This is a genomic window from Planktothrix pseudagardhii (genome assembly GCF_904830925.1).
Classification (GTDB): domain Bacteria; phylum Cyanobacteriota; class Cyanobacteriia; order Cyanobacteriales; family Microcoleaceae; genus Planktothrix; species Planktothrix tepida.
Genome location: NZ_LR882967.1, coordinates 295383 through 322327, shown reverse-complemented (window position 1 = coordinate 322327; position 26945 = coordinate 295383). Strand labels below are relative to the sequence as shown.

At 40.3% G+C, this 26945-nt stretch carries 26 protein-coding genes, 1 pseudogene and 1 riboswitch; of the genes and pseudogenes, 10 read left to right on the top strand and 17 right to left on the bottom strand.

The genetic code is table 11. The features are described 5' to 3' along the window. Positions 1-22: 22 nt before the first annotated feature. Positions 23-2500, bottom strand: a complete 2478-nt coding sequence (locus tag NMK36_RS01320) for an ATP-dependent Clp protease ATP-binding subunit (protein WP_254172825.1) — start codon at positions 2498-2500, stop codon at positions 23-25. On the opposite strand from NMK36_RS01320, the gene NMK36_RS01315 reads away from it, so the two are divergent. Further along, positions 2499-2771 carry a hypothetical protein gene (locus tag NMK36_RS01315; RefSeq protein ID WP_072719034.1) on the top strand — a complete coding sequence of 91 codons (273 nt, stop codon included), beginning with the start codon at positions 2499-2501 and terminating at the stop codon, positions 2769-2771. The genes NMK36_RS01320 and NMK36_RS01315 overlap by 2 nt on opposite strands. Positions 2772-3113: 342 nt before the next feature. On the opposite strand, the pseudogene NMK36_RS01310 reads toward NMK36_RS01315, so the two are convergent. Next, positions 3114-3635, bottom strand: a pseudogene (locus NMK36_RS01310) (reverse transcriptase N-terminal domain-containing protein); the annotation flags it as partial. Positions 3636-4056: 421 nt separating this feature from the next. Between NMK36_RS01310 and hpsJ-A the strand changes: the two are divergent. Together hpsJ-A and NMK36_RS01300 are read left to right on the top strand one after the other, a co-directional pair. Next, on the top strand, positions 4057-4566 hold the full coding sequence (gene hpsJ-A / locus NMK36_RS01305; RefSeq protein WP_302184684.1) for an HpsJ-like protein, cyanoexosortase A-associated: 510 nt from the start codon (positions 4057-4059) through the stop codon (positions 4564-4566). 351 nt (positions 4567-4917) lie between these two features. After that, a complete protein-coding gene (locus NMK36_RS01300; RefSeq protein WP_254172823.1) occupies positions 4918-5679 on the top strand; it encodes a PEP-CTERM sorting domain-containing protein in 762 nt (253 codons plus the stop codon). Between the two features lie 85 nt (positions 5680-5764). Here NMK36_RS01300 and rimI read toward each other — a convergent pair whose 3' ends face one another. Continuing rightward, positions 5765-6361 (bottom strand): ribosomal protein S18-alanine N-acetyltransferase, encoded by a 597-nt coding sequence (rimI, locus tag NMK36_RS01295; RefSeq protein ID WP_254172822.1) that lies wholly within the window; start codon positions 6359-6361, stop codon positions 5765-5767. 197 nt (positions 6362-6558) lie between these two features. Between rimI and lysA the strand changes: the two genes are divergently transcribed. From lysA to NMK36_RS01280, 3 genes are all read left to right on the top strand, one after another. Beyond that, positions 6559-7947, top strand: a complete 1389-nt coding sequence (lysA, locus tag NMK36_RS01290; protein WP_254172821.1) for a diaminopimelate decarboxylase — start codon at positions 6559-6561, stop codon at positions 7945-7947. A gap of 116 nt (positions 7948-8063) precedes the next feature. Then, complete coding sequence (cdaA, locus tag NMK36_RS01285; RefSeq protein WP_072719027.1) at positions 8064-8963, top strand: diadenylate cyclase CdaA; 900 nt, start codon at positions 8064-8066, stop codon at positions 8961-8963. Next, positions 8960-9709 (top strand): isoprenyl transferase, encoded by a 750-nt coding sequence (locus tag NMK36_RS01280; RefSeq protein WP_072719026.1) that lies wholly within the window; start codon positions 8960-8962, stop codon positions 9707-9709. Before cdaA ends, NMK36_RS01280 begins: the two co-directional genes overlap by 4 nt. Before the next feature lie 230 nt (positions 9710-9939). Here the strand turns inward: NMK36_RS01280 and NMK36_RS01275 are convergent, their stop codons facing one another. The 8 genes from NMK36_RS01275 to NMK36_RS01240 form a co-directional block, all read right to left on the bottom strand. Beyond that, positions 9940-10212: a DUF3143 domain-containing protein gene (locus tag NMK36_RS01275; protein WP_072719025.1), complete on the bottom strand. Its 273-nt coding sequence runs from the start codon at positions 10210-10212 to the stop codon at positions 9940-9942. Positions 10213-10288: 76 nt separating this feature from the next. Further along, complete coding sequence (locus NMK36_RS01270) at positions 10289-10699, bottom strand: J domain-containing protein (protein WP_437126758.1); 411 nt, start codon at positions 10697-10699, stop codon at positions 10289-10291. A 241-nt stretch (positions 10700-10940) separates the two neighbouring features. Beyond that, positions 10941-11777: an ABC transporter ATP-binding protein gene (locus NMK36_RS01265; protein ID WP_254172820.1), complete on the bottom strand. Its 837-nt coding sequence runs from the start codon at positions 11775-11777 to the stop codon at positions 10941-10943. A gap of 29 nt (positions 11778-11806) precedes the next feature. Further along, positions 11807-12064, bottom strand: coding sequence for a hypothetical protein (locus NMK36_RS01260; RefSeq protein WP_254172819.1), 258 nt, complete (start codon positions 12062-12064; stop codon positions 11807-11809). A gap of 72 nt (positions 12065-12136) precedes the next feature. After that, positions 12137-13249, bottom strand: a complete 1113-nt coding sequence (locus NMK36_RS01255; protein ID WP_254172743.1) for an IS630 family transposase — start codon at positions 13247-13249, stop codon at positions 12137-12139. 52 nt (positions 13250-13301) lie between these two features. Beyond that, positions 13302-14402: an ABC transporter substrate-binding protein gene (locus NMK36_RS01250; RefSeq protein ID WP_254172818.1), complete on the bottom strand. Its 1101-nt coding sequence runs from the start codon at positions 14400-14402 to the stop codon at positions 13302-13304. Positions 14403-14443: 41 nt separating this feature from the next. Next, the gene (ntrB, locus tag NMK36_RS01245) at positions 14444-15286 is read right to left on the bottom strand and encodes a nitrate ABC transporter permease (RefSeq protein ID WP_072719021.1); all 843 of its coding nucleotides are present in this window, start codon (positions 15284-15286) and stop codon (positions 14444-14446) included. Positions 15287-15380: 94 nt separating this feature from the next. Then, positions 15381-15538, bottom strand: a riboswitch (cyclic di-AMP (ydaO/yuaA leader). A gap of 235 nt (positions 15539-15773) precedes the next feature. Then, positions 15774-16751, bottom strand: a complete 978-nt coding sequence (locus NMK36_RS01240) for a pentapeptide repeat-containing protein (protein WP_254172817.1) — start codon at positions 16749-16751, stop codon at positions 15774-15776. A 541-nt stretch (positions 16752-17292) separates the two neighbouring features. Here NMK36_RS01240 and NMK36_RS01235 point away from each other — a divergent pair. Together NMK36_RS01235 and NMK36_RS01230 are read left to right on the top strand one after the other, a co-directional pair. Next, positions 17293-18510, top strand: coding sequence for an ABC transporter permease (locus NMK36_RS01235; RefSeq protein WP_072719019.1), 1218 nt, complete (start codon positions 17293-17295; stop codon positions 18508-18510). Between the two features lie 17 nt (positions 18511-18527). Continuing rightward, a complete protein-coding gene (locus NMK36_RS01230) occupies positions 18528-19286 on the top strand; it encodes an ABC transporter ATP-binding protein (RefSeq protein ID WP_072719018.1) in 759 nt (252 codons plus the stop codon). Positions 19287-19375: 89 nt separating this feature from the next. Here NMK36_RS01230 and NMK36_RS01225 read toward each other — a convergent pair whose 3' ends face one another. Next, positions 19376-20287 carry an SGNH/GDSL hydrolase family protein gene (locus NMK36_RS01225; RefSeq protein ID WP_302184683.1) on the bottom strand — a complete coding sequence of 304 codons (912 nt, stop codon included), beginning with the start codon at positions 20285-20287 and terminating at the stop codon, positions 19376-19378. A 17-nt stretch (positions 20288-20304) separates the two neighbouring features. Further along, positions 20305-21417, bottom strand: a complete 1113-nt coding sequence (locus NMK36_RS01220) for an IS630 family transposase (protein WP_254172743.1) — start codon at positions 21415-21417, stop codon at positions 20305-20307. Positions 21418-21738: 321 nt separating this feature from the next. Between NMK36_RS01220 and crtE the strand changes: the two genes are divergently transcribed. Both crtE and NMK36_RS01210 read left to right on the top strand, forming a co-directional pair. After that, the gene (crtE, locus tag NMK36_RS01215; RefSeq protein WP_072719017.1) at positions 21739-22665 is read left to right on the top strand and encodes a geranylgeranyl diphosphate synthase CrtE; all 927 of its coding nucleotides are present in this window, start codon (positions 21739-21741) and stop codon (positions 22663-22665) included. Between the two features lie 18 nt (positions 22666-22683). Then, on the top strand, positions 22684-23166 hold the full coding sequence (locus NMK36_RS01210) for a divergent PAP2 family protein (RefSeq protein ID WP_072719016.1): 483 nt from the start codon (positions 22684-22686) through the stop codon (positions 23164-23166). A gap of 91 nt (positions 23167-23257) precedes the next feature. Here the strand turns inward: NMK36_RS01210 and NMK36_RS01205 are convergent, their stop codons facing one another. The 4 genes from NMK36_RS01205 to NMK36_RS01190 form a co-directional block, all read right to left on the bottom strand. Further along, complete coding sequence (locus NMK36_RS01205; protein WP_072719015.1) at positions 23258-23947, bottom strand: hypothetical protein; 690 nt, start codon at positions 23945-23947, stop codon at positions 23258-23260. Between the two features lie 162 nt (positions 23948-24109). Continuing rightward, positions 24110-25366, bottom strand: a complete 1257-nt coding sequence (locus NMK36_RS01200; RefSeq protein ID WP_083579983.1) for a site-specific DNA-methyltransferase — start codon at positions 25364-25366, stop codon at positions 24110-24112. Positions 25367-25711: 345 nt separating this feature from the next. Further along, positions 25712-26041 carry an MgPME-cyclase complex family protein gene (locus NMK36_RS01195; protein ID WP_072719014.1) on the bottom strand — a complete coding sequence of 110 codons (330 nt, stop codon included), beginning with the start codon at positions 26039-26041 and terminating at the stop codon, positions 25712-25714. Between the two features lie 40 nt (positions 26042-26081). Then, the gene (locus NMK36_RS01190; protein ID WP_072719013.1) at positions 26082-26801 is read right to left on the bottom strand and encodes a pyridoxine 5'-phosphate synthase; all 720 of its coding nucleotides are present in this window, start codon (positions 26799-26801) and stop codon (positions 26082-26084) included. Between the last annotated feature and the right edge of the window lie 144 nt (positions 26802-26945).

Below are 26945 nucleotides of genomic sequence, written 5' to 3'. Positions count from 1 at the left end.
AAAAAGATAGAATTAAACCAAATTAAGACTCAGCGCCTTGAGGTAACAATTCCCGGTCAGCAGGACTTTGAAGCACCACCACTTGACCGTTTTCATCCACATCAACAACAGCAGTATCCCCTTCTTTGATGCGTCCAGACAGAATTTCTTCTGCTAAACTATCTTCGAGTAACCGCATAATGGCTCGACGCAGAGGACGCGCCCCATAACTGGGGTTGTAACCTTCTTCCACTAACCGTTCTTTGAACTTGTCCGTCACTTCCAAGGTAATGCCTTTTTCGACCAAGCGTCCGAAGACTTCTTTTAACATGATCACCGCAATTTCCTTGACTTCTTCCTTGTTCAACTGACGGAAGACAATAATTTCATCTAAACGGTTGAGGAACTCAGGACGGAAGTATTGTTTCAGTTCTTCATTCACCAAATTGCGGATGCGGTTGTATTGAGCATCGTTTTCGTTTTCGGAGAACTCGAACCCTAAACCACCGCCACCTTTTTCGATCACCTTCGATCCAATATTAGACGTCATAATGATCAAGGTATTCTTAAAGTCCACCGTCCGACCTTTAGCATCGGTCAAACGACCATCTTCTAAGATTTGCAACAACATATTGAAGACGTCGGGGTGGGCTTTTTCAATTTCATCAAACAGCACCACCGTATAGGGACGCCGACGCACCGCTTCCGTCAGTTGTCCGCCTTCGTTATAGCCCACATAGCCTGGAGGCGACCCAATTAACTTAGAAACGGTGTGACGTTCCATATATTCGGACATATCCAAGCGGATCATCGCTTCTTCTGACCCGAAGAAATAGGACGCTAACGCCTTGGTTAATTCGGTTTTACCCACCCCTGTAGGCCCAGAGAAGATAAAACTGGCGATGGGTCGGTTGGGGTTCTTCAGACCGACACGGGCACGACGAATGGCGCGGGACACGGCTTTAACGGCTTCATCCTGACCAATTAACCGTTGATGCAGGGTTCCTTCCATATTCAGCAGTTTCTCGGACTCGGACTCGGTGAGTTTGTTCACCGGAACCCCTGTCCAACTGGCGACAATTTGGGCGATGTCTTCTTCTGTAACGATAGGGCTATCGTCTTCACTGCGGGTGGTTTCGGATTTTTTGGTTTGGCTAATGGAACGAATTTGCGATTTAATTTCCATTTCGCGATCGCGCAATTCTCCGGCCCGATCAAAGTCTTGGGAACGTACCGCCTCGTCTTTTTCTTTCAGAACTTGCCGCAGTTCCTTATCCAATTCTTTCGCTGCTGGAGGCAGTTGAGAATTGATTAAGCGTACCCGTGAACCCGCTTCATCAACTAAGTCAATGGCTTTATCCGGTAAATAGCGATCGCTAATATACCGATCCGAGAGTTTAGCCGCTGCTTCTAACGCTTCATCGGAAATTTTCAGTTTATGGTGTTGCTCATAGCGTTCGCGCAACCCATAAAGAATTTCAATTGTTTCAGCAACGGACGGTTCACCCACCATCACGGGTTGGAACCGACGTTCTAACGCCGCATCTCGTTCAATGTGTTTGCGGTATTCATCTAAGGTCGTCGCCCCGATGCACTGTAACTCACCCCGTGCTAAAGCGGGTTTGAGGATATTCGCGGCATCAATGGCACCTTCGGCTGCACCCGCGCCGATGAGGGTATGAACTTCATCAATTACCAGGATCACATTTCCGGCAGAGCGGATCTCATCCATGATTTTTTTCAGACGTTCTTCAAATTCCCCCCGGTATTTAGTTCCAGCCACCAACAAACCGATATCTAAGGTAACAACCCGTTTTTCTTCTAAAATATCGGGAATATCATTGGTGGCGATCCGTTGGGCTAACCCTTCTGCAATGGCGGTTTTACCCACGCCGGGTTCCCCAATTAACACGGGGTTATTTTTCGTCCGCCGACCGAGAATTTGGATCACCCGTTCAATTTCTTTTTGACGACCGACCACCGGATCGAGTTTGCCTTCGGCGGCCATTTGGGTTAAATTTGATCCAAACTCATCTAAAGTTGGAGTCTTGGTGCGGCTGTTACTGCCACCCGCGGCAACTTCAGCCGTTTCACCCAACATCCGAATCACTTGAGTCCGAACTTTCGAGAGGTCAACCCCAAGGTTTTCTAAGACTCTAGCCGCCACACCTTCCCCTTCGCGGATCAGACCGAGAAGAAGGTGTTCTGTACCAATATAGTTATGTCCGAGTTGGCGAGCTTCTTCCAGGGACAGTTCCAGGACTCGCTTGGCGCGAGGGGTAAAGGGAATCTCAACGGCGACAAACCCAGACCCACGACCAATGATTTTTTCTACCTCGATCCGGGCATCTTTGAGATTGACTCCCATTGATTTTAGGACTTTGGCAGCAACACCTGTGCCTTCCCCAATCAGACCCAAGAGGATCTGCTCGGTTCCAACAAAGTTATGTCCCAGGCGGCGTGCTTCCTCCTGGGCTAACATAATGACTTTAATGGCTTTTTCTGTGAAGCGTTCAAACATGGCTAATTCCCATCACCTGCTGCTTACCCGTTACGCTAATTTTAGCGTGAGACTCCTAACTTCGGAAAAATTAAAACGTTTGCTAAAAAATGAAAGGGTTCATTTTGGCACTTTAATTTCTCGCGCTAGTCAGGTTCTAGGTTGGCGTTGCCTGGTCTCCTTCAACTGGGAATCTTTGCCCAACTTGGGGTTGACCTACAACCTTCCTAGAAATTCTGAGAAGATTGATTTTGCAGGAAAAAATATCCTGCCCTACGGTTGTTTTTTATAAAGTTAGACACAACGACTGACTCAAAGGTGAGCCTAAATCCTTATTCCTCCTCTTGAATCGGCAAGATCAGGATAGGGATCAAGACTTGAATAGAGACAGCTTACTCTAAATAGAATTTTGATTCTGTATAGAGGTTGTCTCTCTGCAAGCCTCAACTGTGTTGTGGCTAACGGGATGACTTTCGATTATTAGGGGTCGAGGGGGGCTTTACAACCCCCGACTCCCATTCAAAACCGTGAAGAGCGACTTTCACCGCACACGGCTTAAGAGTCTAGTTAACTGTTGTCATCAGAACATCCGGTTTCTTTTGAGTTGTAAGACCCATCAGTTGCCGTTTTAGTTGTAATATTCTTTTTTGTTGATGCTTACATAGATTCTTGACATTGCGTCATGGGCTGAACGTCCGGGTCTAAATCCATAGCTCTCACCCTCGAATCTGGCTTCCCACTGAGGTTCTAAAGCAGATTTAACCAAGGCTTGCCTCACTCTATCTTGTATAGTTGGGATACCTAGGGGTCGTTTCTCTCCGTTGGGTTTGGGTATCCATTTCCTACGGAGTGGTTTTGCCTTTTGGTATTTACTCAAGTTGTTGGCAAGTTCTAATCGCTGTTTGGGTGTAATGGATTTTATTCCATCGACCCCGGCTGTCTTCTTGCCTTGATTATCCTGAGTCACCTTTCTAATTGATAAAAGTTTGGCGTAATATGACTTGACTAGAAGTTTTTGGAGCTTCCGAGCTTTTGCATTTTGTCCCGATAATGATGCCTGGTAAATTCTCTTTTGCAGCTTAAATACTACCCGTTGGACTTTCGCCCAATTGATAGAATTCCATGCACTCGTAGTCTTGGTTATACTCGTTTTCACCGTTTTAACTGCTAATTGAAACCTTACCTAACAACTAAACCGGAATCTATCAGCGTATCCTGGACATTACATCTAGGCTTTGGCTTCTGACTCCATCTCTCGCCCTCATAACATCCGCCTTAGATTTGTGGCTACCTAGCAGTCTTCGACCTCTGTAGGAGTAGATGAGGGGTTTTAACGTTCCTTGAAAATGGGTTTATTGCCTTTAGAATCATCCTATCTGCCGGGGTACTTTTGGGAGTCTTAGTAAGTGTTGCAAATATAACCTTACCTTTGTAGATGAACAGTAAAATCTCTACCTTTCCCCTTGTTCTTTTGAACGCAGCGTAATCAAGTCAATTTCGCTACTTCATCCTTTCGACAGTTCAAGCCGGATGTTCACTTTCGTTATTCTTGGGCAATTGGCTAGAGAACTACTTAGATATTTGACTTATTAGTTTTTTATGGAGAACACATTGGACGCGAAAATTGGGAATTTCCCTTGGTTAAACTCCTGTCCTGGCTAACTTTACTCGTGGGTTTATTATTCTTGCTCTTGATTCCTCTAGGCGTTTTTAATACAATTCGCTTGGATAAACAAGCTCAAAGTCAAATTAGCTCTCAAGTCCAGCAAAATATTACCCAAATTCAGGAAGTCAAAAAACAACTGGCTACAACCCAAACGGCTGAAGAGATGAAAGCTTTATTGCGCCGTTTGGATAATCAAGGTCGCGCTCCTGATATTCAAACCTCAGAACAACTCCAAAAAGTCAAAGATGAACTTTCTAATTTTATCTCTAAAACGGAAAATCAATTGTCAAACCAAGCCAGTATAGTTCAGTCTGGTCAACGTCTAACATTGCTGAAAAATTCCATTAAGTGGAACTTGGGTGCTTTAATTTCAGGGACACTTTTCATTATTATCTGGCGTTCTACCCGTTGGGCTCGTTAGCTCAAGTTTGGTATTTCTGGAGGTGACTTTATATTTACCCCCCTTATGTAAAGTCCTCCAGATTGATTTTCCCCAAAAAATTTATAAATTTAGATTATGGAATATTCCCCTGTTTAGGAAATTTAGCCTAGGGAAGAACAGAAGAAAACATAAAATTCTGGATTTATCAGCCAAACGATCCTCTCAAACTGTATTTAAAGCTACTTTTTCAGGATTGTTATATAAAAAAAAATTATAATCCCCCAATTTTAAAGAGTTGATGAACTTGTTGCGTGAAGCAATTGAGTTTAGCAAGTTAAGTATATTCTTAAAGAGATAGAACAAAATTACATCTACTCAAAGACATAAACTATGAAATTCAATACTATTCTTCCTTCTTTCTTTATGGCTGCCAGTGTTGCAGTTGCAACCAGCTTACCCGCTCAAGCGTTAACTTTTGATTTCTCCGGTACCGATAATGGGGGAACAGGTTCAGCCACGATGAACTTTACAGGCTTAGGAACCCAAAATGTTACGGTTGATTTGTGGAATACTTCTCCTACCACGTTGAATAACAATACTGGTTCTAATGCTTCAGCTATTACTGGCTTTGGCTTCAATAATTTAGGAACATCTGATCCAGGAATCACTTCTTGGACGCTGCAAGCGTTAAATAGTTCAGGTGTTATGGAGACCATTGGTAGCAGTAGCAACAGCAGCTTACCTTGGGGCCGGGTATCTGACAACAACGTAGCTGGTGTTAGCCTCGATTATATATTTGCCGCTCTCAACAACGCTGGTAATGAGGCCCAGATTAAAGGAGCACTCTATAACCCTGATGCTATCGGTTCAAGTGCTTTAGCTGCTTTACCTAATTACTTTACTAAAGCCACTATGAATTTGACGTTTGCCTCCAATTTCACGCTTGATACCGCCGGTATGAGTCCCTTTGTCAGAATGCAAAACGTGGGTAATGGTGGAAGCTTGAAATTGGATGGTACGCCACAGAAAGAAGTCCCCGAACCTCTGACCATTTTAGGTTCAGCCGCTGCTTTAGGGTTTGGTTCAGTCTTGAAAAAGCAAGCCAATAAAAACAAAAATAAAGCCGCCACTAAAGACACAATCTCAGTATAAATTTACAATTTTCAAGTATCGATCAATATCTATGAATATAGATCAAAACTGTGGAGCGGGTATTTAGCCCGCTTTTCGTATTTCTTTACAATAACCTCAAACAAATCTCTTGATACCACTGATGGAGAACTTGGGGAAAATGGGGACGATGAAGATCCCCTCGCCAGAGAATTAAGGCATCTTCTCCGGTATCTTGGTAATAGCCTTTGCGGCGGCCTGCTTCTTTAAAACCAAATTTCTGATATAAATTAATTGCCCGTTGATTAGAAACTTTAACTTCTAGGGTAGCGCGTTCGAGTTTCCGTTTCCAAGCTGATACTAATAATTGAAATAATAACGCTTCACCTAACCCTTTTCCTTGATAGTCTGGATCAATGGCTAAAATTGTAATATGCGCTTCTTCTAAGATTGCCCATAAACACCCAATTCCTATAATTTCATTACCCGAACTTCCCGGATTTTTTAATTCTATTTTAGGTAATTTTAAGTCTTCTAAGATCGGTTGTGAATTTTCGGTTTCATTAACTCGTTTCCAAATGATTAAATCACTATTAGGGCTATCAATTTCTCGTTGATATCCGTCTATTGTCCAAAGTCCTCCTAAACAGCGTTGATCGAGTTCGACAACCGCAGAAAGTTGATCATCGCTTAAAAGTTGTAATTCTAAATATTGTTTTCCCATTGCTCCTACAATCTTCTAATTCAGATTAGACCCTAGATTAACTAATGATTAAACTTATACTCAATAGACATCTCCATCCTGAGTGATTATAATCTTAATACATTCATCGAAAATTTCTATTTCCCTCCTATGGCTGGTGAGGGGGGACAACTTTAAGGTAAAATCAGATCCATAGAAGTGTTAATATAGTATTTCCTGTGCAAAATTCTGGACTGCAATACCTATCGGCATCAACGGATGCCAGTGAAACGCGATCGCCTAATCAACATCTACTCCCTCTAACGGCGAAAGTCAACCCCCAAGATCACTTAGAAATTGGCGGTTGTGATGTTACTGCTTTAGTTGAACAATTTGGCACACCCCTTTATATTGTTGATGAAACCACCCTGCGAACGGCTTGTCAACAATACCGGGAAGCCTTCAAACGTCATTATCCGGGTGAATCTTTAGTTTTGTATGCCTCCAAAGCCTGGAATTGTTTAGCGATTTGTGCAATTGTCGCCTCTGAAGGATTAGGCATTGATGTGGTTTCAGGAGGCGAACTCTATACCGCTTTACAAGCAGGAGTTCTACCCCAGAAAACCTACTTACATGGTAATAATAAATCCTCAGAAGAAATTCAATTAGCCATTGAAAATGAATGTACGGTTGTTGCAGATAATTGGTCAGATTTAAAGATTCTGGCTCAACTGAGTCAACAATCGATTGTTGATCATCCGATTCGGGTTATGATTCGGTTTACCCCAGGAATTGAATGTCATACCCATGAATATATCCGCACCGGACATTTAGATAGTAAATTTGGTTTTGATCCCGGTCAATTGGATGAAGTGTTTCAATTTATCAGTCAACAACCGGGTTTAGTTTGTATTGGGGTTCATGCTCATATTGGTTCGCAAATTTTTGAATTACAACCCCACGAAGATTTAGGATATGTCATTATTGATACATTGACAAAAGCGAATCAATATGGTTTAAATCTTTCAGAAGTTAATATTGGTGGGGGTTTGGGTATTTGTTATACTGAATCAGATGACCCTCCAAGCATTGAAGAATGGGTAAAAATTGTTACCGATTCCATTGTAAACGCTTGTCAACAGAAACAATATCCCCTACCGCGATTATTATGTGAACCGGGACGGTCGATTATTGGGTCTAGTTGCGTTACAGCTTATACCGTTGGTTCTCAAAAACAAGTCCCTGGAATTCGCACCTATATTGCTGTAGATGGCGGAATGTCCGATAATCCCCGTCCGATTACCTATCAGTCCTTATACCGAGTGGTATTGGCGAATCAAATGTCTGCACCCATGACTGAACCAGTCACCCTGGCAGGAAAACATTGTGAATCTGGGGATATTTTAATTAAGGATGCTCAACTTCCGAAAGTTGAATCTGGGGATATTCTCGTGGTGATGGCAACCGGAGCCTACAACTATAGTATGGCATCGAACTATAACCGACTGTCTAAACCTGCGGCGATTTTAGTCAACGATGGCGATGCTAACGTGATTATTGAACGAGAATCTTACCAAGATTTAATCGGAAAAGATCGACTTCCCGAACGGTTGACACTCAACCCTTAACGATTAACAGTTGACGGTTGACAGTTGATACTTTAACAATCAAGAGTCAACCGTTAACCACTAACAATTTAACTCTAAAATTTGATAATAATTTTCGATGAATACGGCGCCTATTCATGACAAAGCAAGGAATTCCTCCCTGGTTGATTCAAAGTCTTGATATTGGATTAGTTTTTGCCGTCGCTTATGTGGTCTTAGTCATCATTGGAGAACGCCGTACTCTATGGATGGTGCGAGGGTTTATTATTCTGATGTTGGCAACGGCTCTGAGTAACTGGGCTAATTTAAGGTTATTGTATATTGCCCTCAATAGTTTAGTTACAGGGTCTGCCGTAGCGATGGCAGTCATGTTACAGTCGGAATTTCGCCAATTTTTAGAACAATTGGGTCGGGGAGAAGTTTCGCAACTGTTTGGTCAAGGTCGCCGTGTGATTCCCGAACCCGATGGAGTGATTGATCAAATTGTAGAAGCTGTTAAAGAACTTTCACAAAACCGCACAGGTGCATTAATTATTATTGAAACAGCCAGCCCCATTGATGAACGGGATTTTTCGGTTCCGGGGGTTAAACTAAATGCAGAAGTCTCCAGGGAACTGTTACAAACCATTTTTCAACCCAAAACCCTGTTACATGATGGGGCGGTGTTAATTCGGGCGTCTCGAATTGCGGCGGCGGGGGTAATTCTACCACTATCTGAACGAATGGCGTCTCGACAATTGGGAACTCGTCATCGAGCCGCGATGGGAATTACGGAACGGGTGGCAAAATGTATGTGTATTGTAGTGTCAGAAGAAACGGGTTCAATTTCTTTGGCGGAGAAAGGAGTCCTCAATCGACCCTTAACTAGCAGTAAACTGAAAGAGCTATTAGAAGCTCGGTCTTGGACATCCAATGATGACAGAACTGCTGCTTCAATTTCGATTACCCATTGGGGAAACCGCATTGGTTCCCAAGGAAGGGCTTTAGTATCTGGCCTATTCCGTCCTCGTTCCAAAGCTTCTCGGGAGAAAAAATGAGTGCTAAAACAAGGGTTATATATGAATTACCCGCAGATTTAGACCAAAGCCGTTTGCCCAAACACATTGCTGTGATTATGGATGGCAATGGTCGTTGGGCGAAACGTCGGGGTTTACCGCGAACAATGGGTCATCGTCGGGGAGTGGATGCCCTCAAAGAAGCCTTACGCTGTTGTCGAGATTGGGGTGTGCAAGCACTAACAGCTTATGCCTTTTCTACAGAAAATTGGGGCCGTCCGTTAGAAGAAGTGGATTTTTTAATGGCGTTGTTTGAGCGGGTTTTAATGCGTGAACTACGGGAAATGATGGAAGAGGAAGTGCAAATTCAGTTTGTGGGAAATTTAACGGCACTTCCCCAGTCTCTACAGAAAAAAATAGAATATTCAATGGAGGAAACGAAAACCAATAAGGGGATTCTATTTACCATTGCTACGAATTATGGCGGACGACAAGAAATTTTAACGGCTTGTAGAGAAATTGCAAATCAAGTTAAACAAGGGTTCATTCAACCGGAAGATATTGATGAAACGCTGTTTGAACAACATTTATATACAGCCGGAATGTGTCACCCAGATTTATTAATTCGCACCAGTGGAGAATTGCGAATTAGTAATTTTTTATTATGGCAACTTGCCTATGCAGAAATTTATGTTACCGATACTCTCTGGCCGGATTTTGATCATCAGGAACTCCATCTAGCCTTATCTTCCTATCAAAAACGGGAGCGGAGGTTTGGGAAAGTTTGAATCAGTTATCAGTTATCAGTTATCAGTTGAGATGTTAGTTGGGTTGCAGAAGTTTTGGAGAGATTGGGGACGACAGAGGGAAAAATGATTTTTGCACTTCTTAAAAAGACTCGAATCAGGGATTACTATTTCGTCAGCAGTTATGAATAATTACTGTAATTACGTTATGCCTAATCGACAACAAATACTCACCCATAACTGATAACTGATAACTGATAACTGATAACTGATTATGGCCCGCCAAAAATAGCTGCTTCGAGATCTCGGCGAGATAGGGAATATTTAAAGGAACGTTGAATATCTTGACCGTTGTTGGCGGCTCCAATATAACGCACGGTAATTTGGTCAACATCTAACCACAAATCTGCTGTCCAATTTGGGTTTTTAATGCGCCAATAATGAAGCTCTTTACTATTTTGTTCCCCCCCATGAGAGCGTAACCAGTTTTCTATATCGGGTAAGGGATGATTATATAACGGTGTATCGGAACTGGGCAAGGTCATAAACAAGAGATAGGAGAACGAATTTGTCCTAAATGTTAATTATAGCATTTTTTACAAATCTTAATAAATCAATGTTTTAAAATATTAAAAACCCTAGAGGTTGGATGGATTCTACCCCACTCCCGGAACGAGTTAAACCGATAAAAATAGCTAAGAATAAACACCCGATTAAACTCAGTCCCATGAGAAATAATGCAAAAATCTCTCCGGCGGAAAGGGGACGGTCTGTTGGGTCTAAATAAGCAGAAGATTTAGGATAAGGATGGGTTTTAGATAATGGTTGATTAAAATTAGTCGGAACCTGAATGACATGATATCGAGAATAGCCAATTGTTAGATCATAAGATTGACGTCGTTGTGGGTTGCTTAAGGTGGCGTAAGCTTCATTGAGTGTTTGAAATTTTGCCGTTGCGATCGCTTTTGATAAGGTTGTTGTATCAGGATGGTAAAGTTTACTCAATTCCCGATAGGCGCGTCGAATTTCTATGGGGGTGGCGCTAGGATGAACCCCTAAGAGCGTGTAATAACTAGAATTGAGTGCGGGATGGTTTTCGGGTTGGGGTTGCTGTTGGGATGAAGTTCCTGGGGAAGTCACGGCTATCTACTCAACATCACATAAACAGTTCTTTTATTATATGGGATGTAGAAGACAGAAGACAGAAAATCAGAAAATCGGTAGAGGAATTATAGGGAACGCCTCTACAAAATCCTGGAATTAGAGCAATTATTTATTCATCCGACGAAAAATTACGCTCTAGGAAATCTAACGCATAGTTTCGTAATTCATAATATTCCGATGATTCTCGGAGTTGATGGCGATCGCGAGGATGAGAAAACGGAACTTCTAATATTTCTCCAATATTAGCATGGGGGCCATTGGTCATCAAAACAATTCGATCAGACATATAAATAGCTTCATCAACATCATGGGTAATCATCATCACCGCTTGACGATTTTGTTCCCAAATATCTAAAACTTGTTTTTGTAATTTTCCTCGTGTTAACGCATCTAATGCTCCAAACGGTTCATCCATTAATAACATTTTAGGCTGAATGGCTAAAGCTCGTGCAATTCCCACCCGTTGTTTCATTCCGCCTGAAATTTCATGGGGATATTTATCAGCAGCAGCCGTTAAATTCACCATAGCAATATGTTCATTGACTAAACTCATTTTTTCCGCAGAAGACATATTTTTCAGAACTTCATCAACGGCTAAACGGATATTTTCTCGAACGGTTAACCAAGGTAATAAAGAATAATGTTGAAATACCATCATTCGATCTGAACCGGGTTTGCGAATTTCTTTTCCTTCAATTCGGACAGAACCCGATGTTGATTTCTCCAACCCCGCTACTATTTTTAATAGGGTTGACTTTCCACAACCGGAATGACCGATCACCGAGATAAATTCATCCTCACCAATGGTGAGATTGATTTGATCTAAAACCACAAATTCTCCGCCATTGGCATTAGGGTAGGATTTTACTAAATTCTCAATAGTTAAAAATCCAGAGGCGTTTAAAGTAGAAGTTGGGGTTGAGATTGAAGTTGGGAATTGTTTCATAATAAACCTCACGAGATATTCAAGATAAACTAAGATAAAAATAAAGATTGAGGACGATTAGCCCGAATTTCAAAACTCTTAAGATAACCGACTGGATCACTCGGATCAAAAGCTTTTTTATCAATAAAAAATTCAGCAGGTTCGATTTTATAATCCTCCTTCGGACATTCAATTCCCATTTCGTTTGCAATCTCTCGATATAAATCCGTTCGCCAAGCTTGGTGGGCTTTTTTCTCAGCATCTTTAGGTATTTCTTTAATTTGTCCCCAACGAGCCGCTTGAGTCATTAACCAAAGGCTTTGAGACTGCCATAAAAACGTAGAATGAATCCCTGGAATATACGATAAGCTGTTGTGTATTTAAACTGTGATTATAGCATTACCTTTGTTTTTAAGTTTACGTCCCCATTTAATAGATAACTGTCCTTCATTTAAAAGCTGATGTAATAAACACTCTAGCTCATCAACTGATTTAAAGAGTCGATGAGCTATATATTCTTTAGCTGAATGCCAGACTAATTCAATTAAATTATAATCTGGACTATATGCTGGAAGAAATTCTAAATAGACATTCGGCATTTCTGCTTTAATTTTTTCTAGGTACTCTTCTTTTTTGTGAAAACTTGCATTGTCAAGAATAATCAGGATCTTAGCTCCTTTTTCTACAAATTCTTCTGCTTGATTTCCCGCTAATACCCATTCATAAATTAGCTCTTGATAAAAACTTTTTAACACTTGATAAAAATTATCTGCATTTCCTTTATCCAGAAATTCTACAAATCTTTTTTTATCCGAGTACCTCAATCCTCCCATCACATTAACTCTTCCTTTCCTCCTGTCTCCTCTAATCTGTTTCCTCTTCCCTTTTTTACACCAATTCTTTCTTTTTATCACTCTTAAATTAAATCCACTTTCATCCCAAAACCATACCTGTAATTGTTCTGGACTTTCTTTTGCTATTTTCAAATATTCTTCTATTTTATCTTTAAATAATTTTCTTTTTTCTGGATCTCTTTTCTCTTCTAAGCTATACTTTGCCCACAAATAAACATACTTTTTTTCCTTTAATATCTTTCTCACTTGTGAACTACTTAATTTGATTCCTGTGATTTGTTCTAAATAAGTTGCCAATCTTTCTCCTGTCCATCTCCCAAATTCATATCCTAATTCTTCCGGTTCTTTTTCTACTGTTTCTAATAATATCTCTATATATTTGTCTGTGGCTTTTCTATAATTTCCTTTCATTCTTTCATCTTTTAGGCTTTCTAATTTGTCAGGGTCTCCATGTACACACCAATAACATACTTTGTTTAATGAGCAGCCCAAAAACTTGGCAATTTCACTTTGCTTTTTACCATCATTTAGCAATAATAAAATCAAGATTCTTTCTCGGATTTGTCCATTTTCTTCCTCTTTCAATCTTTTCTGTAGTTTCTCTACTTGCTTTTCATTTAAATGATTTTTAGCAGGCATCTTTTGATTGATTTTTCTAAACTTGGTTTTTCATTATACCCTATTTAGATGCTTAACAGCTTAACTTCGGAGGAGAATCATAAAAAATTGTCGTATAGGGATCAGAAATAATTCGTTGTTGGTTATCAAATCCGCCATAATTATAATCCCCCACAATTCCAGGTTTAGTAAATTTATCAATGGCTCCTTTTTTCGGTTTTGCTCCCGTAAAAGAAGGGTCAGTAATTAGTTGAGCAACTTCCGGTCGATTAGCAGGATTACTACAATATTGACAAGCCTCAATCATCGCTTTTACTAAACTGCGATAAGTTTTGGGATTTTCATTAATAAATGATTCCATCACACCTAATAATCGATCAGGGTGTCCATACCAAATTTCAGAGCCTTGAGCAAAGGTAAAACCCACATTTTCATTGCCTGTAATGGCGCGAGTATTCCAAGGTTCTGCCACCATATAAGCTTGCATGGCGCCAATTCTAATATTGTTCACCATTTGAGGTGGGGGAATAATAATAATCCGAAATTCTTGGATCGGATCAACCCCAGCCGCCGCCGATAAATAGCGGGCAAAATATTCATAAATTGCCGAACTTAAGACAACTGCCCAGATGCGTTGTTCAGGAGGCAAAGCATCAAAATAGCCTCGAAAATCTCGCCCAAATTCCTCTAAATTGCCGTTATATTCATGCCAAGGACGCAAACCATAATCCCACATGGCTTTATTCATCGTCATGGCGTTTCCGTGGCGGTGAATGGTCATGGCGGCACACAAGGGGGCTTTTCGTGCACCTTCGGCTCCAATACGGGCGTTGGTAACAGCACCCGAAACGACGGGAGACGCATCTAAACGCCCGAAAATAATACCATCCCGGGAATTAGCCCAACTTGCCTCACGGGATAAGGTAACATTGAGTCCGTATTTGCGGAAAAATCCCTTTTCATAGGCAACAGCAAAAGGCGCGCAATCATTAACAGGAACGTAACCAACGGTAATATTGGGCTTTTCTAAGGTTTTGGGGTCAACAACGGGTTCAACGGCTAAGGCGGCTTCCGATAATTGGGCGGTGGGAGGTTTACCCACGTTGCAGGAATACAACGCCAGTCCCGTCGCCGTCAGTCCCATTGCGTGTAAAAATTGACGTCGGGTAGTCATATTGTTTTTGGATTTTGAATTGAACTTTTATGAAATTAAACTCATGCTTGTACGCGGTGATGAGTTACTAATGCTTGAATTTGACCTAAACCGTAATCGAGTAATAATCCGGTTATTCCGATTACAAATACGGCTAAGAATACCGAACTTAAATTCAAGCGATTCCATTGATCCCAAACAAAGAATCCAATCCCCACACCTCCGGTTAACATTTCCACCGCTACAATCACTAACCAAGCAATCCCTAAACTAATCCTTAATCCGGTAAAAATATAAGGTAAACTGGCGGGTAAAATGATTTTAATCACTCGTTTCCATTGAGGCATTTCTAACACTCTGGCTACATCTAAATAATCAGGATTAACGCTGGCAACTCCTAGTGCTGTATTGATAATAGTCGGCCATAAAGACGTAATAAAAATCACAAAAATGGCGGAGGGTTCAGCTAAGTTAAAAATGGCTAACGCAATGGGCAACCACGCCAAAGGAGAAACAGGTTTAAAAATTTGAACTAAAGGATTTAACGCTAAAAATGCAGGGCGTGACATTCCAATTAAAAACCCTAATGGAATTGCCACCACAGCCCCTAATAAAAACCCTAAGATCACTCGGCGTAAACTGGCAATTAATAGCCAACCTAATCCTAAATTACCCGGCCCTTTTCTGAAAAAAGGATTAGCATATTCTCGGCTATCGATTAAGGCTTCTAAAGGGGTTGGCATTAAGTCTGTGAGGAATGTTGCCGCAAACCACCATAGAAAAATTACCCCTAAAAATCCTAACGTTGGTAATAGAAACGTATCCCGAAATAAGATGGGCTTGGTTTTTTTCCACGCCATCTGTCCAGCGACTGCGAGAGTCGCAAGATTCAATTGTAAGAACATTAATTTTCCTCAGAGTCTAGGTCAGTGAATGCGAAGAAAAAGATACTGGCCTGGAACACTGAATCTCGTCAGATTATGAATAATTCTGACTGTTTCAGTCTCCTCCCAATGCCTACGGAGTTAGCTGACGGGCTGGGGTTGAGAGATACCCTTCTCTTTATTATTTATCAAAAGAGATTAGCCCCAAAAATTTGGTTCCCCCGCTCTTGCTGACTATCGCTAGTCAACAGCAAGACTCGGCTGACTTCTTCGCCATATTTGACTATGACGTTAACACATCGTTTTTAAAGTTGCAAGGGTAAAGTTGAAATTTGCTCTGAGTTCTAACGTATTTCTCTGGGATTTAAAAACAGAAATTCTTTCAGACTAAAGGTTTCAGCCCGATTTTAATTTTCCCCTGCAATAGCCGTGTTCTATCTTTAGAAATAAGTAATTGTAGGATTTCCTTTAAGCTTTAATAAATAGTTTGGATAGAAAATTACAACTCTTACCGAGGGTTTAAAGTGTTGAAGCTATTGCCAATATAATCATCAAAAATTGCACCCCTACTAATGAGATCATTCTTGGCTTCTGGTGAAATCCCTAGGTTCGATCTAAATTGAGTCTTTTTAACAATAGCTCCACTCAAGTTCGTGAGACTTAAATTAGCGAGATTTAGAGAGGCAAAACACAAATTAGCCAAACTTAAATTCGCTTGAAACAAATTTGCTCTCGTTAAGTTTGCTCGGCTAATATTACTTTCCACTAAATTTATTTTCGTTAAGTTGGCTTCACTTAAATTCGCTCCCATCAAGTTAGTTCCGCTTAAGTTCGCTCCCATCAAATTTGTTTTATTTAAGTTGGCTCGACTGAGGTTGGCTCCACTTAAATCCGCATAACTTAAATCAGCTTCACTGAGATTTGCTCCCATAAAATAAGCTTCACTGAGATTAAGTCCACTTAGGTTGACTCCTTTTAAGTTGGCTTGACTTAAATAAACTTGATTCAGGTCAGTTTCGATTAAATTGGCATTTCCTAAATAGACTCCACTGAGGTAAGCTTTACTTAAGTCTGCGCCACTCAGATTTGTGTAGCTGAGATAAGCTTCACTCAAGTCTGCTTCTCTGAGGTTTGCTGCTTTTAAATTGGTGTGAATGAGATTAGAGTTACTGAGGTTGGCTCCACTTAAATTTGCATTCTCTAAGTTGGCTCCCATTAAGTTAACACCACTTAAATTCGCTTGGCTTAAGTTGGCTTGACTGAGGTTGGCTTCAGTTAGGTTAACGCGACTTAAGTTGGCTTGACTCAGGTTAACATTTCTTAAGTCAGTTTTTGCCAAATTAAGACCCTTTAAATCAATACCCACTAAATCTTTTGTCAGGTCAATTCCGATGAGTTTTGCTAATTCTAATAAACTATCTGTGTTGGCATTAAAAAGGGTCTTAATATAGCTTTTTGCTTCTTCTTGAATCTGTTTGTCATTCATGGCTAAAACTCCATTATTTTTGAGTTAGATTTGATTTTATCAATCATTAATATAGTAGAATTCATTGTTATCATACCGAGCAAGATTAGGAGTGAGAGTTGAGGAAAGAGAAGCTCTTCTCTGTTTTAGCTGGAAACACCAAGCTTTTCTTTGATAGTGTTGAGGGTGTTTACCCGTTTGACTGTCCTTTGTTTATAGTTTGTGTTTTTTTTAATATAACATTATCTTCACTCATTTTAAAACGCCCTATCAAAACTTAAGAATTTTTGAAAAGATTTTTTAATAGAAATGGTAACGTCTTCCCGCAGTAACTCTTTTCCTGATCCCCGGTCAATATTTACCCGGTTGTCCCTCCTAAATTGTTCAAACTGGATTAATATTCTGAATCAAAATCAAGTCTTCTGGCTGCGATGAAACTTGATTCTATATCAGCTATAATATAATGAGAAAAGGTTCAACCCTTCTGGAATGTAGGGTGCGTCAGTGACAAACGCACACACCATTTCTCAACACCCAACCTCCAACCCCTGACAACCAGATTATGAATTTCCTAGAGAGTATCAAAATGGCAACTACAACGCTATTAGCCAATAAAATGCGAAGTAGTTTAACCATGTTAGGAATTATTATTGGGAATGCCTCTGTTATTGCCATGATTGGTATTGGAGAAGGAGCTCAGAAATTTGTCAATAATCAAGTGAATTCTTTGGGGCCAAATGTTTTATTTGTGTTACCTGGAAGTCCAGAATCTCAACGTCGTCCGGTATTTCCCCCCCAAAATTTAGTCTTAGAAGATGCAAGAGCGATCGCAGAACAAGTCCCATCTGTTGAACAAGTTGCTCCCTCTTTGAATGGCAGTGAATTAATGACTTATCGCAGTAATAATGCCTCGGCTGCGGTCGTCGGAACAACACCGGAATATTTATCGGTGCGGAATTTTGATATTGCTAAAGGTCGATTTATTACGGATTTAGACTTAAAACGTAATGAACAAGTTGTAGCATTAGGATCGGAATTAGCTCAACAATTATTTGGCAATGAAGACCCCATTGGTAAATCTGTTCGACTGCGAAATATGAGCTTACAAGTGGTGGGAGTCATGCAGCCAAAAGGCTCCAGTTTTGGCAGTAATGAAGATATGAATGCCTTTGTCCCCTTAACTACAATGGCGAATCGAATTATCGGGAATAAATCACCTTATGGAACTCAAGTAACGTTTATTTCCATTGCCATTGATAGCCAAGATAATATGGCTGCGGCTCAATTCCAAATAGAAAATTTACTGCGGTTACGTCATAAAGTGATTGATGAAGATGATTTTACCGTTCGTAACCAAAAAGATTTAATGAATATTTTGGGAAGTATTGCCGGAGCTTTAACCATTTTGTTAGCAGCAACCGCCGCCATTTCTTTGTTAGTGGGTGGGATTGGAATTATGAATATTATGTTGGTTTCGGTGACGGAAAGAACCCAAGAAATTGGCTTAAGAAAAGCGATTGGAGCCACCCAATCTGATATTTTAATTCAGTTTATGATTGAATCTGTAATTTTATCCGCCGCCGGGGGTTTAATTGGAACCTTGATTGGGGTGGGTGGTATTTTATTAGTAGGTGCGTTCACTCCTTTAGAAGCCGGAATTTCTACCGTTGCGATTGTAACAGCCGTTAGCATCTCTGGGGGAATTGGATTATTTTTTGGTGTTGTTCCCGCCAAACAAGCGGCTCAACTTGACCCTATTGTTGCTTTAAGAAGTGTTTAAGCTGTCAACATTAAATTATGAAAACATCAATTTCCACCCAACCAGAAAATCAAGATTTACAACCCAAACCTGTTATTATTCATTTAGAAAATGTTACCAAAGTTTATGGCATGGGTGATATTCAAGTTCAGGCGTTAAAAGGGGTAACTTTAACCGTAGAACAAGGAGAATATTGTTCTATTATGGGGGCATCGGGTTCGGGAAAATCAACGGCGATGAATATTATTGGTTGTTTGGATCGTCCCTCCACAGGTTCCTATTATTTGGATGGGGTGAATGTAGCGAAAATGTCAGAAAATAATTTAGCCAAAATTAGAAATATTAAATTAGGATTTGTGTTCCAACAATTCCATCTTTTACCGCAACTGAGTGCCTTAGACAATGTGATTTTACCGATGATGTATGCAGGAATTCCCGCCACAGAACGTCGAGAACGCGCTAAAGAAGCGTTAATTCGAGTTGGGTTAGAAAATCGGTTAAATAATAAACCCAATCAACTCTCAGGGGGTCAACAACAACGGGTCGCCATCGCTCGTGCAATTGTTAATCGTCCGGTGTTATTATTAGCAGATGAACCCACCGGGGCGTTAGATTCTCAAACGACTCAAGAAGTCATGGATATTTTTACAGAATTAAATGCCAGTGGAATGACCGTTGTAATGGTAACTCATGAACCCGATGTTGCCCGTCAAACTCATCGCATTGTTTGGTTTAAAGATGGGGAAGTAATTCATTCCCATCTTAAGCCCAATGATTTACACAGTGCTATTTTTTAATTTTTTTTAATCAGCTAGAATTTTACCGACAAACCGGATTTCTTCAAGAAACCCGGTTCTTCTGTCTAGGGATAAAATGGCTATATGTCTTATTTTAGACTTTTGTTCTTTTTCAACAGTAATCCTAACCCTAATCCGGTTAAAGCAAATACGGTACTGGGTTCAGGAACAGACTTAGAATTGAATTCTTTTTCAATAGTTGCATAAGCAGCATCCGCTATTAATTTGTGACCTGCCGTTGTCGGGTGGAAATCATCCCAGAATAAGTATTCATTAGGATTAGTACAACCGACTAACAAACATCCATTAGTAACATTTGTCAACCCGTACTTAGAAGGTTTTTTGATCACATCTTTGAACACGTTATTAACATCAAACAGGGCAATATTAGAATTAAATAATGATTGATTTAAGTCTTTGATTTCTTTTTTGAGTAAAGCATTATGAGCTTTAACTGTCTGTTGTAATTCATCGGCTGGAACTAATACACCACTACTTCCTAAAGGAGTTTTGCTTAAATCGGGTAAATTGCCAATTAAGAAATTTCTGGCACCGACACTATATAAACTATTGATTGCCCAAGATAAATTACTAACAACTTCTGTAGTATTCTTATTACCGTCATAGGTATAATCATTCCCTCCAGCCCAAAGAACATACAAACCATTGGGGTCAGCAGTTTGACCTTGTTGTAATAAGGGTTGAATAAAGGCTCCGATTTCTTGCTGTACACCGGGTAATGGAGGAAGACCAGGTTTCAGCTTATTAATAATGTTTGTACTTCCTGTAGTTGCTCCACCAAAGGCATAGTTAACCCCTTGGCTTGAGGTAATTCCACTGGTATAAGGAGTGGGGTTAAGTTCTAAATCCTCTGCTAAATACTCTGTCCAAATATCACCATTAGAAAAATGTCCTTGATAATAAGCTGCTGGAGGAGCAGGAATTAACCCACCCGTCAGATTAAACATATTACCGGGGTCACTTAAACTATCCCCAAAAATGTTAAGCTGTTGTGTATTTAAACTGTGATTATAGCATTACCTTTGTTTTTAAGTTTACGTCCCCATTTAATAGATAACTGTCCTTCATTTAAAAGCTGATGTAATAAACACTCTAGCTCATCAACTGATTTAAAGAGTCGATGAGCTATATATTCTTTAGCTGAATGCCAGACTAATTCAATTAAATTATAATCTGGACTATATGCTGGAAGAAATTCTAAATAGACATTCGGCATTTCTGCTTTAATTTTTTCTAGGTACTCTTCTTTTTTGTGAAAACTTGCATTGTCAAGAATAATCAGGATCTTAGCTCCTTTTTCTACAAATTCTTCTGCTTGATTTCCCGCTAATACCCATTCATAAATTAGCTCTTGATAAAAACTTTTTAACACTTGATAAAAATTATCTGCATTTCCTTTATCCAGAAATTCTACAAATCTTTTTTTATCCGAGTACCTCAATCCTCCCATCACATTAACTCTTCCTTTCCTCCTGTCTCCTCTAATCTGTTTCCTCTTCCCTTTTTTACACCAATTCTTTCTTTTTATCACTCTTAAATTAAATCCACTTTCATCCCAAAACCATACCTGTAATTGTTCTGGACTTTCTTTTGCTATTTTCAAATATTCTTCTATTTTATCTTTAAATAATTTTCTTTTTTCTGGATCTCTTTTCTCTTCTAAGCTATACTTTGCCCACAAATAAACATACTTTTTTTCCTTTAATATCTTTCTCACTTGTGAACTACTTAATTTGATTCCTGTGATTTGTTCTAAATAAGTTGCCAATCTTTCTCCTGTCCATCTCCCAAATTCATATCCTAATTCTTCCGGTTCTTTTTCTACTGTTTCTAATAATATCTCTATATATTTGTCTGTGGCTTTTCTATAATTTCCTTTCATTCTTTCATCTTTTAGGCTTTCTAATTTGTCAGGGTCTCCATGTACACACCAATAACATACTTTGTTTAATGAGCAGCCCAAAAACTTGGCAATTTCACTTTGCTTTTTACCATCATTTAGCAATAATAAAATCAAGATTCTTTCTCGGATTTGTCCATTTTCTTCCTCTTTCAATCTTTTCTGTAGTTTCTCTACTTGCTTTTCATTTAAATGATTTTTAGCAGGCATCTTTTGATTGATTTTTCTAAACTTGGTTTTTCATTATACCCTATTTAGATGCTTAACAGCTTATGCGCTTGTTCCTCCGTAATATCACGGGGGTTTTGTAAAGTTTAAGGAAAGCTATTGTAAAATTTTGGTAAACATCCAAAGAGTTGACAGTCTTGGCTTTTCTGCCTGTCTTTGTCCCCTGTTGATAAATTCATGATCACTTCTGTACCCCAAGACTCGTAAAATAGTGAAGTTAAGACTTTGCTCCTGCAATTTGGGTAAAATTCAGTCCCCAGGAGTGAACTTTTGTTAACATCACCCCTATACACAAGCTGCATCATGGTATTGGCAAGCGAAATTAACTCGCCGTTGGAGAACTCTCAGTTTGATTTATCGGCGTATCTGACCCAACGGCAGACCCTGGTAGAACAGGCTTTAGATGCGTCTCTTCCTCTAACCTACCCTGAAAAAATCTATGAGGCAATGCGTTATTCCTTGCTGGCTGGAGGAAAACGTCTACGACCGATTTTGTGCCTTGCCACTTGTGAGTTAGTCGGTGGGACTGTAGAGATGGCGATGCCGACCGCTTGCGCCTTAGAAATGATTCATACCATGTCCTTGATTCATGATGATCTTCCGGCTATGGATAATGATGATTATCGTCGGGGAAAACTGACGAACCATAAGGTTTATGGAGAGGATATTGCGATTTTAGCCGGGGATGGTTTATTGAGTTATTCCTTTGAATTTGTTGCCACCCAAACTCCTAACGTTCCTGCCAATCAAGTATTACAGGTAATTGCCCGTTTAGGTCGGGCGGTGGGGGCCGCAGGCTTAGTGGGGGGACAGGTCGTGGATTTAGACTCTGAAGGATTAACGGATGTTTCCGAAGAAACCCTGACGTTTATTCATACCCATAAAACCGGGGCGTTATTAGAAGCTTGTGTCGTCTGTGGCGCAATTTTAGCAGGTGCGAGTGAAACCGATATTGAACGCTTATCTCGGTATGCGCGTAATATTGGTTTGGCGTTTCAGATTGTCGATGATATTCTCGATATTACCGCAACTCAGGAGGAACTCGGAAAAACCGCCGGGAAGGATTTAACCGCCCAAAAAGTGACCTATCCCAGTTTATGGGGAATAGAAGAATCCAAACGTCAAGCCCATCAGTTAATTGCAGACGCAAAAGCGGAATTATCTCACTATGGAGACCGGGCAATTCCCTTGTTAGCGATCGCCGATTTTATCACTAATCGCACTCACTAAAGCTATTTTTTCTAGTTTATGCAAGATTTTGCTCAAATCCTCGATAACCAAGTGTTATGGGTTGCCCTGTTAGCCTGTATTCTAGCTCAACTGTCTAAATTAGCGGTTGAGTTAGTCCAACATGGCAAAATTAATTTGCGGGTGTTAGTGACAACAGGAGGGATGCCCAGTTCCCACTCCGCTTTTGTCGGGGCTTTAGCAACGGGAGTAGGCAAAACAATGGGATGGGGAAGTCCTGATTTTGCCATTGCTGTTGTTTTCGCAGTGATTGTCATGTATGATGCCGCCGGAGTTCGTCAAGCGGCGGGAAAACAAGCACGAATTTTAAATCAAATCATTGATGAAGTTTTTGAAGAACATAAACAGTTAAGTGAAGAACGATTAATTGAATTATTAGGTCATACCCCATTTCAAGTGATTGTCGGTTTAGGATTAGGCATTGTCATTGGTTCGCTTGCCGAATTAAATTGGCCTTTGCATTTTATCCAAGCTTCATTGTAGAAACAGGGAACAGGGAACAGGGAACAGGGAACAGGGAACAGGGAACAGTCAAGAGTTGGAGTTTCCAGATGCAATTTAGAAGCCTATGCGCTTAAGGTTTAATTGCAGGACTAATTACTGTTACCCGATTACTATCGACTAACATTGACCAAAAGCCACGACTACTTAATTGTTTTAAGGTTGCTGTTGCTTTGTCAGAATTTGTGGTATATTCTACTAATAAATAAGGTCGTTGACCATAGGAAACTAAACCCACATCTCCGCCAATAACTGTTCGTAATTGTAGGGCTAATTCCGGTTGATTAAAATAATCCACTAAAACTGCATAACCTGACCCCAAAGGTTGAGGATTATATCTTGTTGATTCTGGCTTAGAGGCGGAGGAGGGAGGGGTTTCTCGAACAACCGGGGTTGAGTTAGAACTGGGACGAGATACCGGGGTAGCTTCCTGTTTAACAACATAGGCAGGTAACTTGACTTTATCTTGCAGGTACGCCGCCCAATCTTCAGCAACCAGTTGATCATCAAACCCCCCTACCCTAGTCACTAAATTACTCAAATAGCGACACACTTCACTCTTGATATCATTCGGTAACGTGCGCTGCACCAATTTCTGTTCCTCTGGAGTGTTACTGACAATCAATAACAGATATTCTCCCGGTTTTGGTGCTACACACGTTTCCTGAGCTAAACTGCTTCGGGCTGCTAGACTCCAACTGCTGATCGTTAGAAGACTAAAAACGAGTATTGTGGACAACCCTTGAACACCATTTTGACGCATAAACAGGAGGTCTACCAAAAAATTAATTAGGTTTAAAGCCCGTAAGTTCTACTTAGGCTTTATTGTAGTTATTCTAGTTTAATGTATAAAGATTCGTCACATCCCAACCTTCTTTTAACATATTGACATGAATAACTATTTCTGTCGGTTCATCGGGATGTTCTACTTTCCCCATTTATCTTTTTCCAGTAGAGAGGGTGCAAGACGATAGTATCGAAATCCACCGCCTCCTTTCCAGTTTACTGCTTTACTAATTCCCCCTTGATCTTCACCATCAATGACTTTTTTAAGTCGGGGAATAATATGGGTATGGCAATGTTCTCCTAGTTCAATCATAATCCAACGTCTTCCCATTTTGTGCGCGACTGCGCCTGTAGTTCCTGAGCCTGCAAAGGAATCAAGAACAATATCATTAGGATTAGTTGCTAAAAAAATAATACGGTGAATTAATTTTTCTGGTTTAGGGGTATCAAACGCCTTAATGTCATTAAATATAGTTTTTATTTCTGCTTTTGATGTTCGATTACTGCCCACATCTGTATGATTCCAAATCGTTTCTGGAGGGCGAAAGGATTGAACATCTCCATAAATACGATAATAAGGAGACCAACCCTTTCTACTTTTAATCCACTCAATTAAATGTTGATCAGATTCAGTTCTCTCTTGACTCCATCGCCATCTCCCCTCACTCCCATCTTTTCTAATAGGGAAGACATCAGAAGCGTCTGGTGCAGTCAGTGGAAAAAATAAGGTCGGTCTAGCTTCTCTTGAATCATCTCCTCCCATTGCTCTAAGAGGTTTTAAATAATAAGGTCTTCCTGCATCATCAACTTTATCATAATGTTTAGCTAAACCTTCTTCATTCACTGATATTTTATTAATGACAAACTTTTTTTTGTTTTTGGCAAAAACTAAAATATGGTCATGTCTTGTAGAAAAAAAATGTGCATCCATCCTAGGACTATCGGCTTTTTCCCATATAATATTTGAGATAAAATTATGTCTTTCAAAAATTTCATCACACATCACTTTCAAATAATGGGCTTCATGATCATCAATCGTAATCCACAGAGATCCATCTTCTGATAATAAACGACGAATAATTTCTAAGCGATCGCGCATTAAAGACAACCAAATTGAATGTTCAACCCCATCATCATAATGTTCAAAAGCTGATCCTGTATTGTAGGGCGGATCAATAAAAACACATTTAATTTTTCCTGCAAACTCTGACTCTAACGCCTTAAGAGCTAACAAATTATCCCCAAAAATCAAGCGGTTATCAAAACTATCATTTTCACTCATCCGATGGTCAGCATGATAGGATTTATCTGGATCTTCAAGCAAAATTCGAGGCTCCAATTTGGGGCGAATTTCTTTACCAATCCAGGTTAATTCTAATCTTTGCTTCTGACTCATATTTTGTAGTAACTACTATTTCTGTGTTACCGCTAAAAGCTGTGAGCTAACCCTGTGTTATATCAATAGGGAACCTTATTTTAATTTTTCAAGATCACAACTATTTTACTGATCATTTGATTCCACAGGAAATCACTGATGTACTTATTAACAGGCAAGATGCCTGTTCTACAAAAATTGAGGAGCCGGATGCAGGGAAACGTTCACATCCGGTTTATCAGACTAGCCAGAGAGTCATCTTTCTGACTTAGTTTAACTGCTGTTCTCCAAGGGGGCAGATTTTAAAGAATAAAGCAACAGCTTTCATTGTCCTGACTCAGGGTACAACTATTGAACCCTTGATTTTTAAGAGGCTGTTGCTAACGAGGCTAAAGCATCAGGAATACCAGCAGTTGGGGCTTGAAATTCTCCGGTGAGCACATACTCTAAACGTAATTTCAACCAAGTCACCACTTGTTTATTGGTAGAAACAATGGCGACCGCAGGTTGAGGGCATTGAGCTTTAACGTCTGCCATGGAAGGTGCTTCCAAAAAGGCAGGTTGCTGCACTAACCAAAAATCAAGTTCCTTTTCATTTTCCTGATAGTTGCGGGTGCGTTCCCGTAACACTTCTTCTAAGGGTTCTTCCTCAATCAAAAATTTGCGACTGCCTAAAACGTAGTAATAAGTCTGCATGGTGAATCATTGTAAATGCTGCAATGGGACGATTTGGGGGTTAGAGTTTCCCGTTAATCGCTTGTTTCATTTCTCGAACGGCTTGATCTAAACCGACGAGAACTGCCCGACTTATTATTGTATGACCAATGTTGAGTTCTTCCATCCCTTCTATCGCCGCAACGGGGTAAACATTCCAATAAGTTAACCCGTGACCTGCATTCACCCGCAGTCCCGCTTCTAAGGCTAACTTGCAACCTGTCGCTAAAATCTCTAATTCTCTGGTTTGGTCTTCCCCTTTCGCCTCCGCATAACATCCCGTATGCAGTTCAATAAATTTTGCCTTAACTTGCGCCGAGGCTTCAATTTGTTGGGGGTTGGCATCAATAAACAAACTCACCGGAATTCCAGCACCCTGTAGAGTGTTGACTACATCAGTCATCCGAGGAATTTGTCCCGCAATATCTAACCCCCCTTCGGTGGTAATTTCCTCCCGGTGTTCAGGAACTAAGGTAATATAGTCGGGCTTGATGTCCAATGCGATGGCCACCATTTCATCAGTCGCCGCCATTTCTAAATTCAGATGGGTTCTTACCGTTTGTCGCAACAGTCGCACATCTCGATCTTGAATATGGCGTCGATCTTCGCGTAAATGCACCGTAATACCATCAGCACCTGCTAATTCAGCAATGATAGCCGCCGCAACGGGATCAGGTTCAACGGTGCGACGGGCTTGGCGAATGGTGGCAATATGATCAATATTGACTCCTAAAGTCGGCAATTGTCTTTTCTCCTTGCTGCTATACCGTCTTTCACCTTGCCAAAAAATTCAACTCAGGTCAAGTCTATAGCGCTACTTGAAGAGGGAACAGGGAACAGGGAACAGTAAGAAGTGAAAGGGTTTCAGGGTTTAAAAATGTCCTAA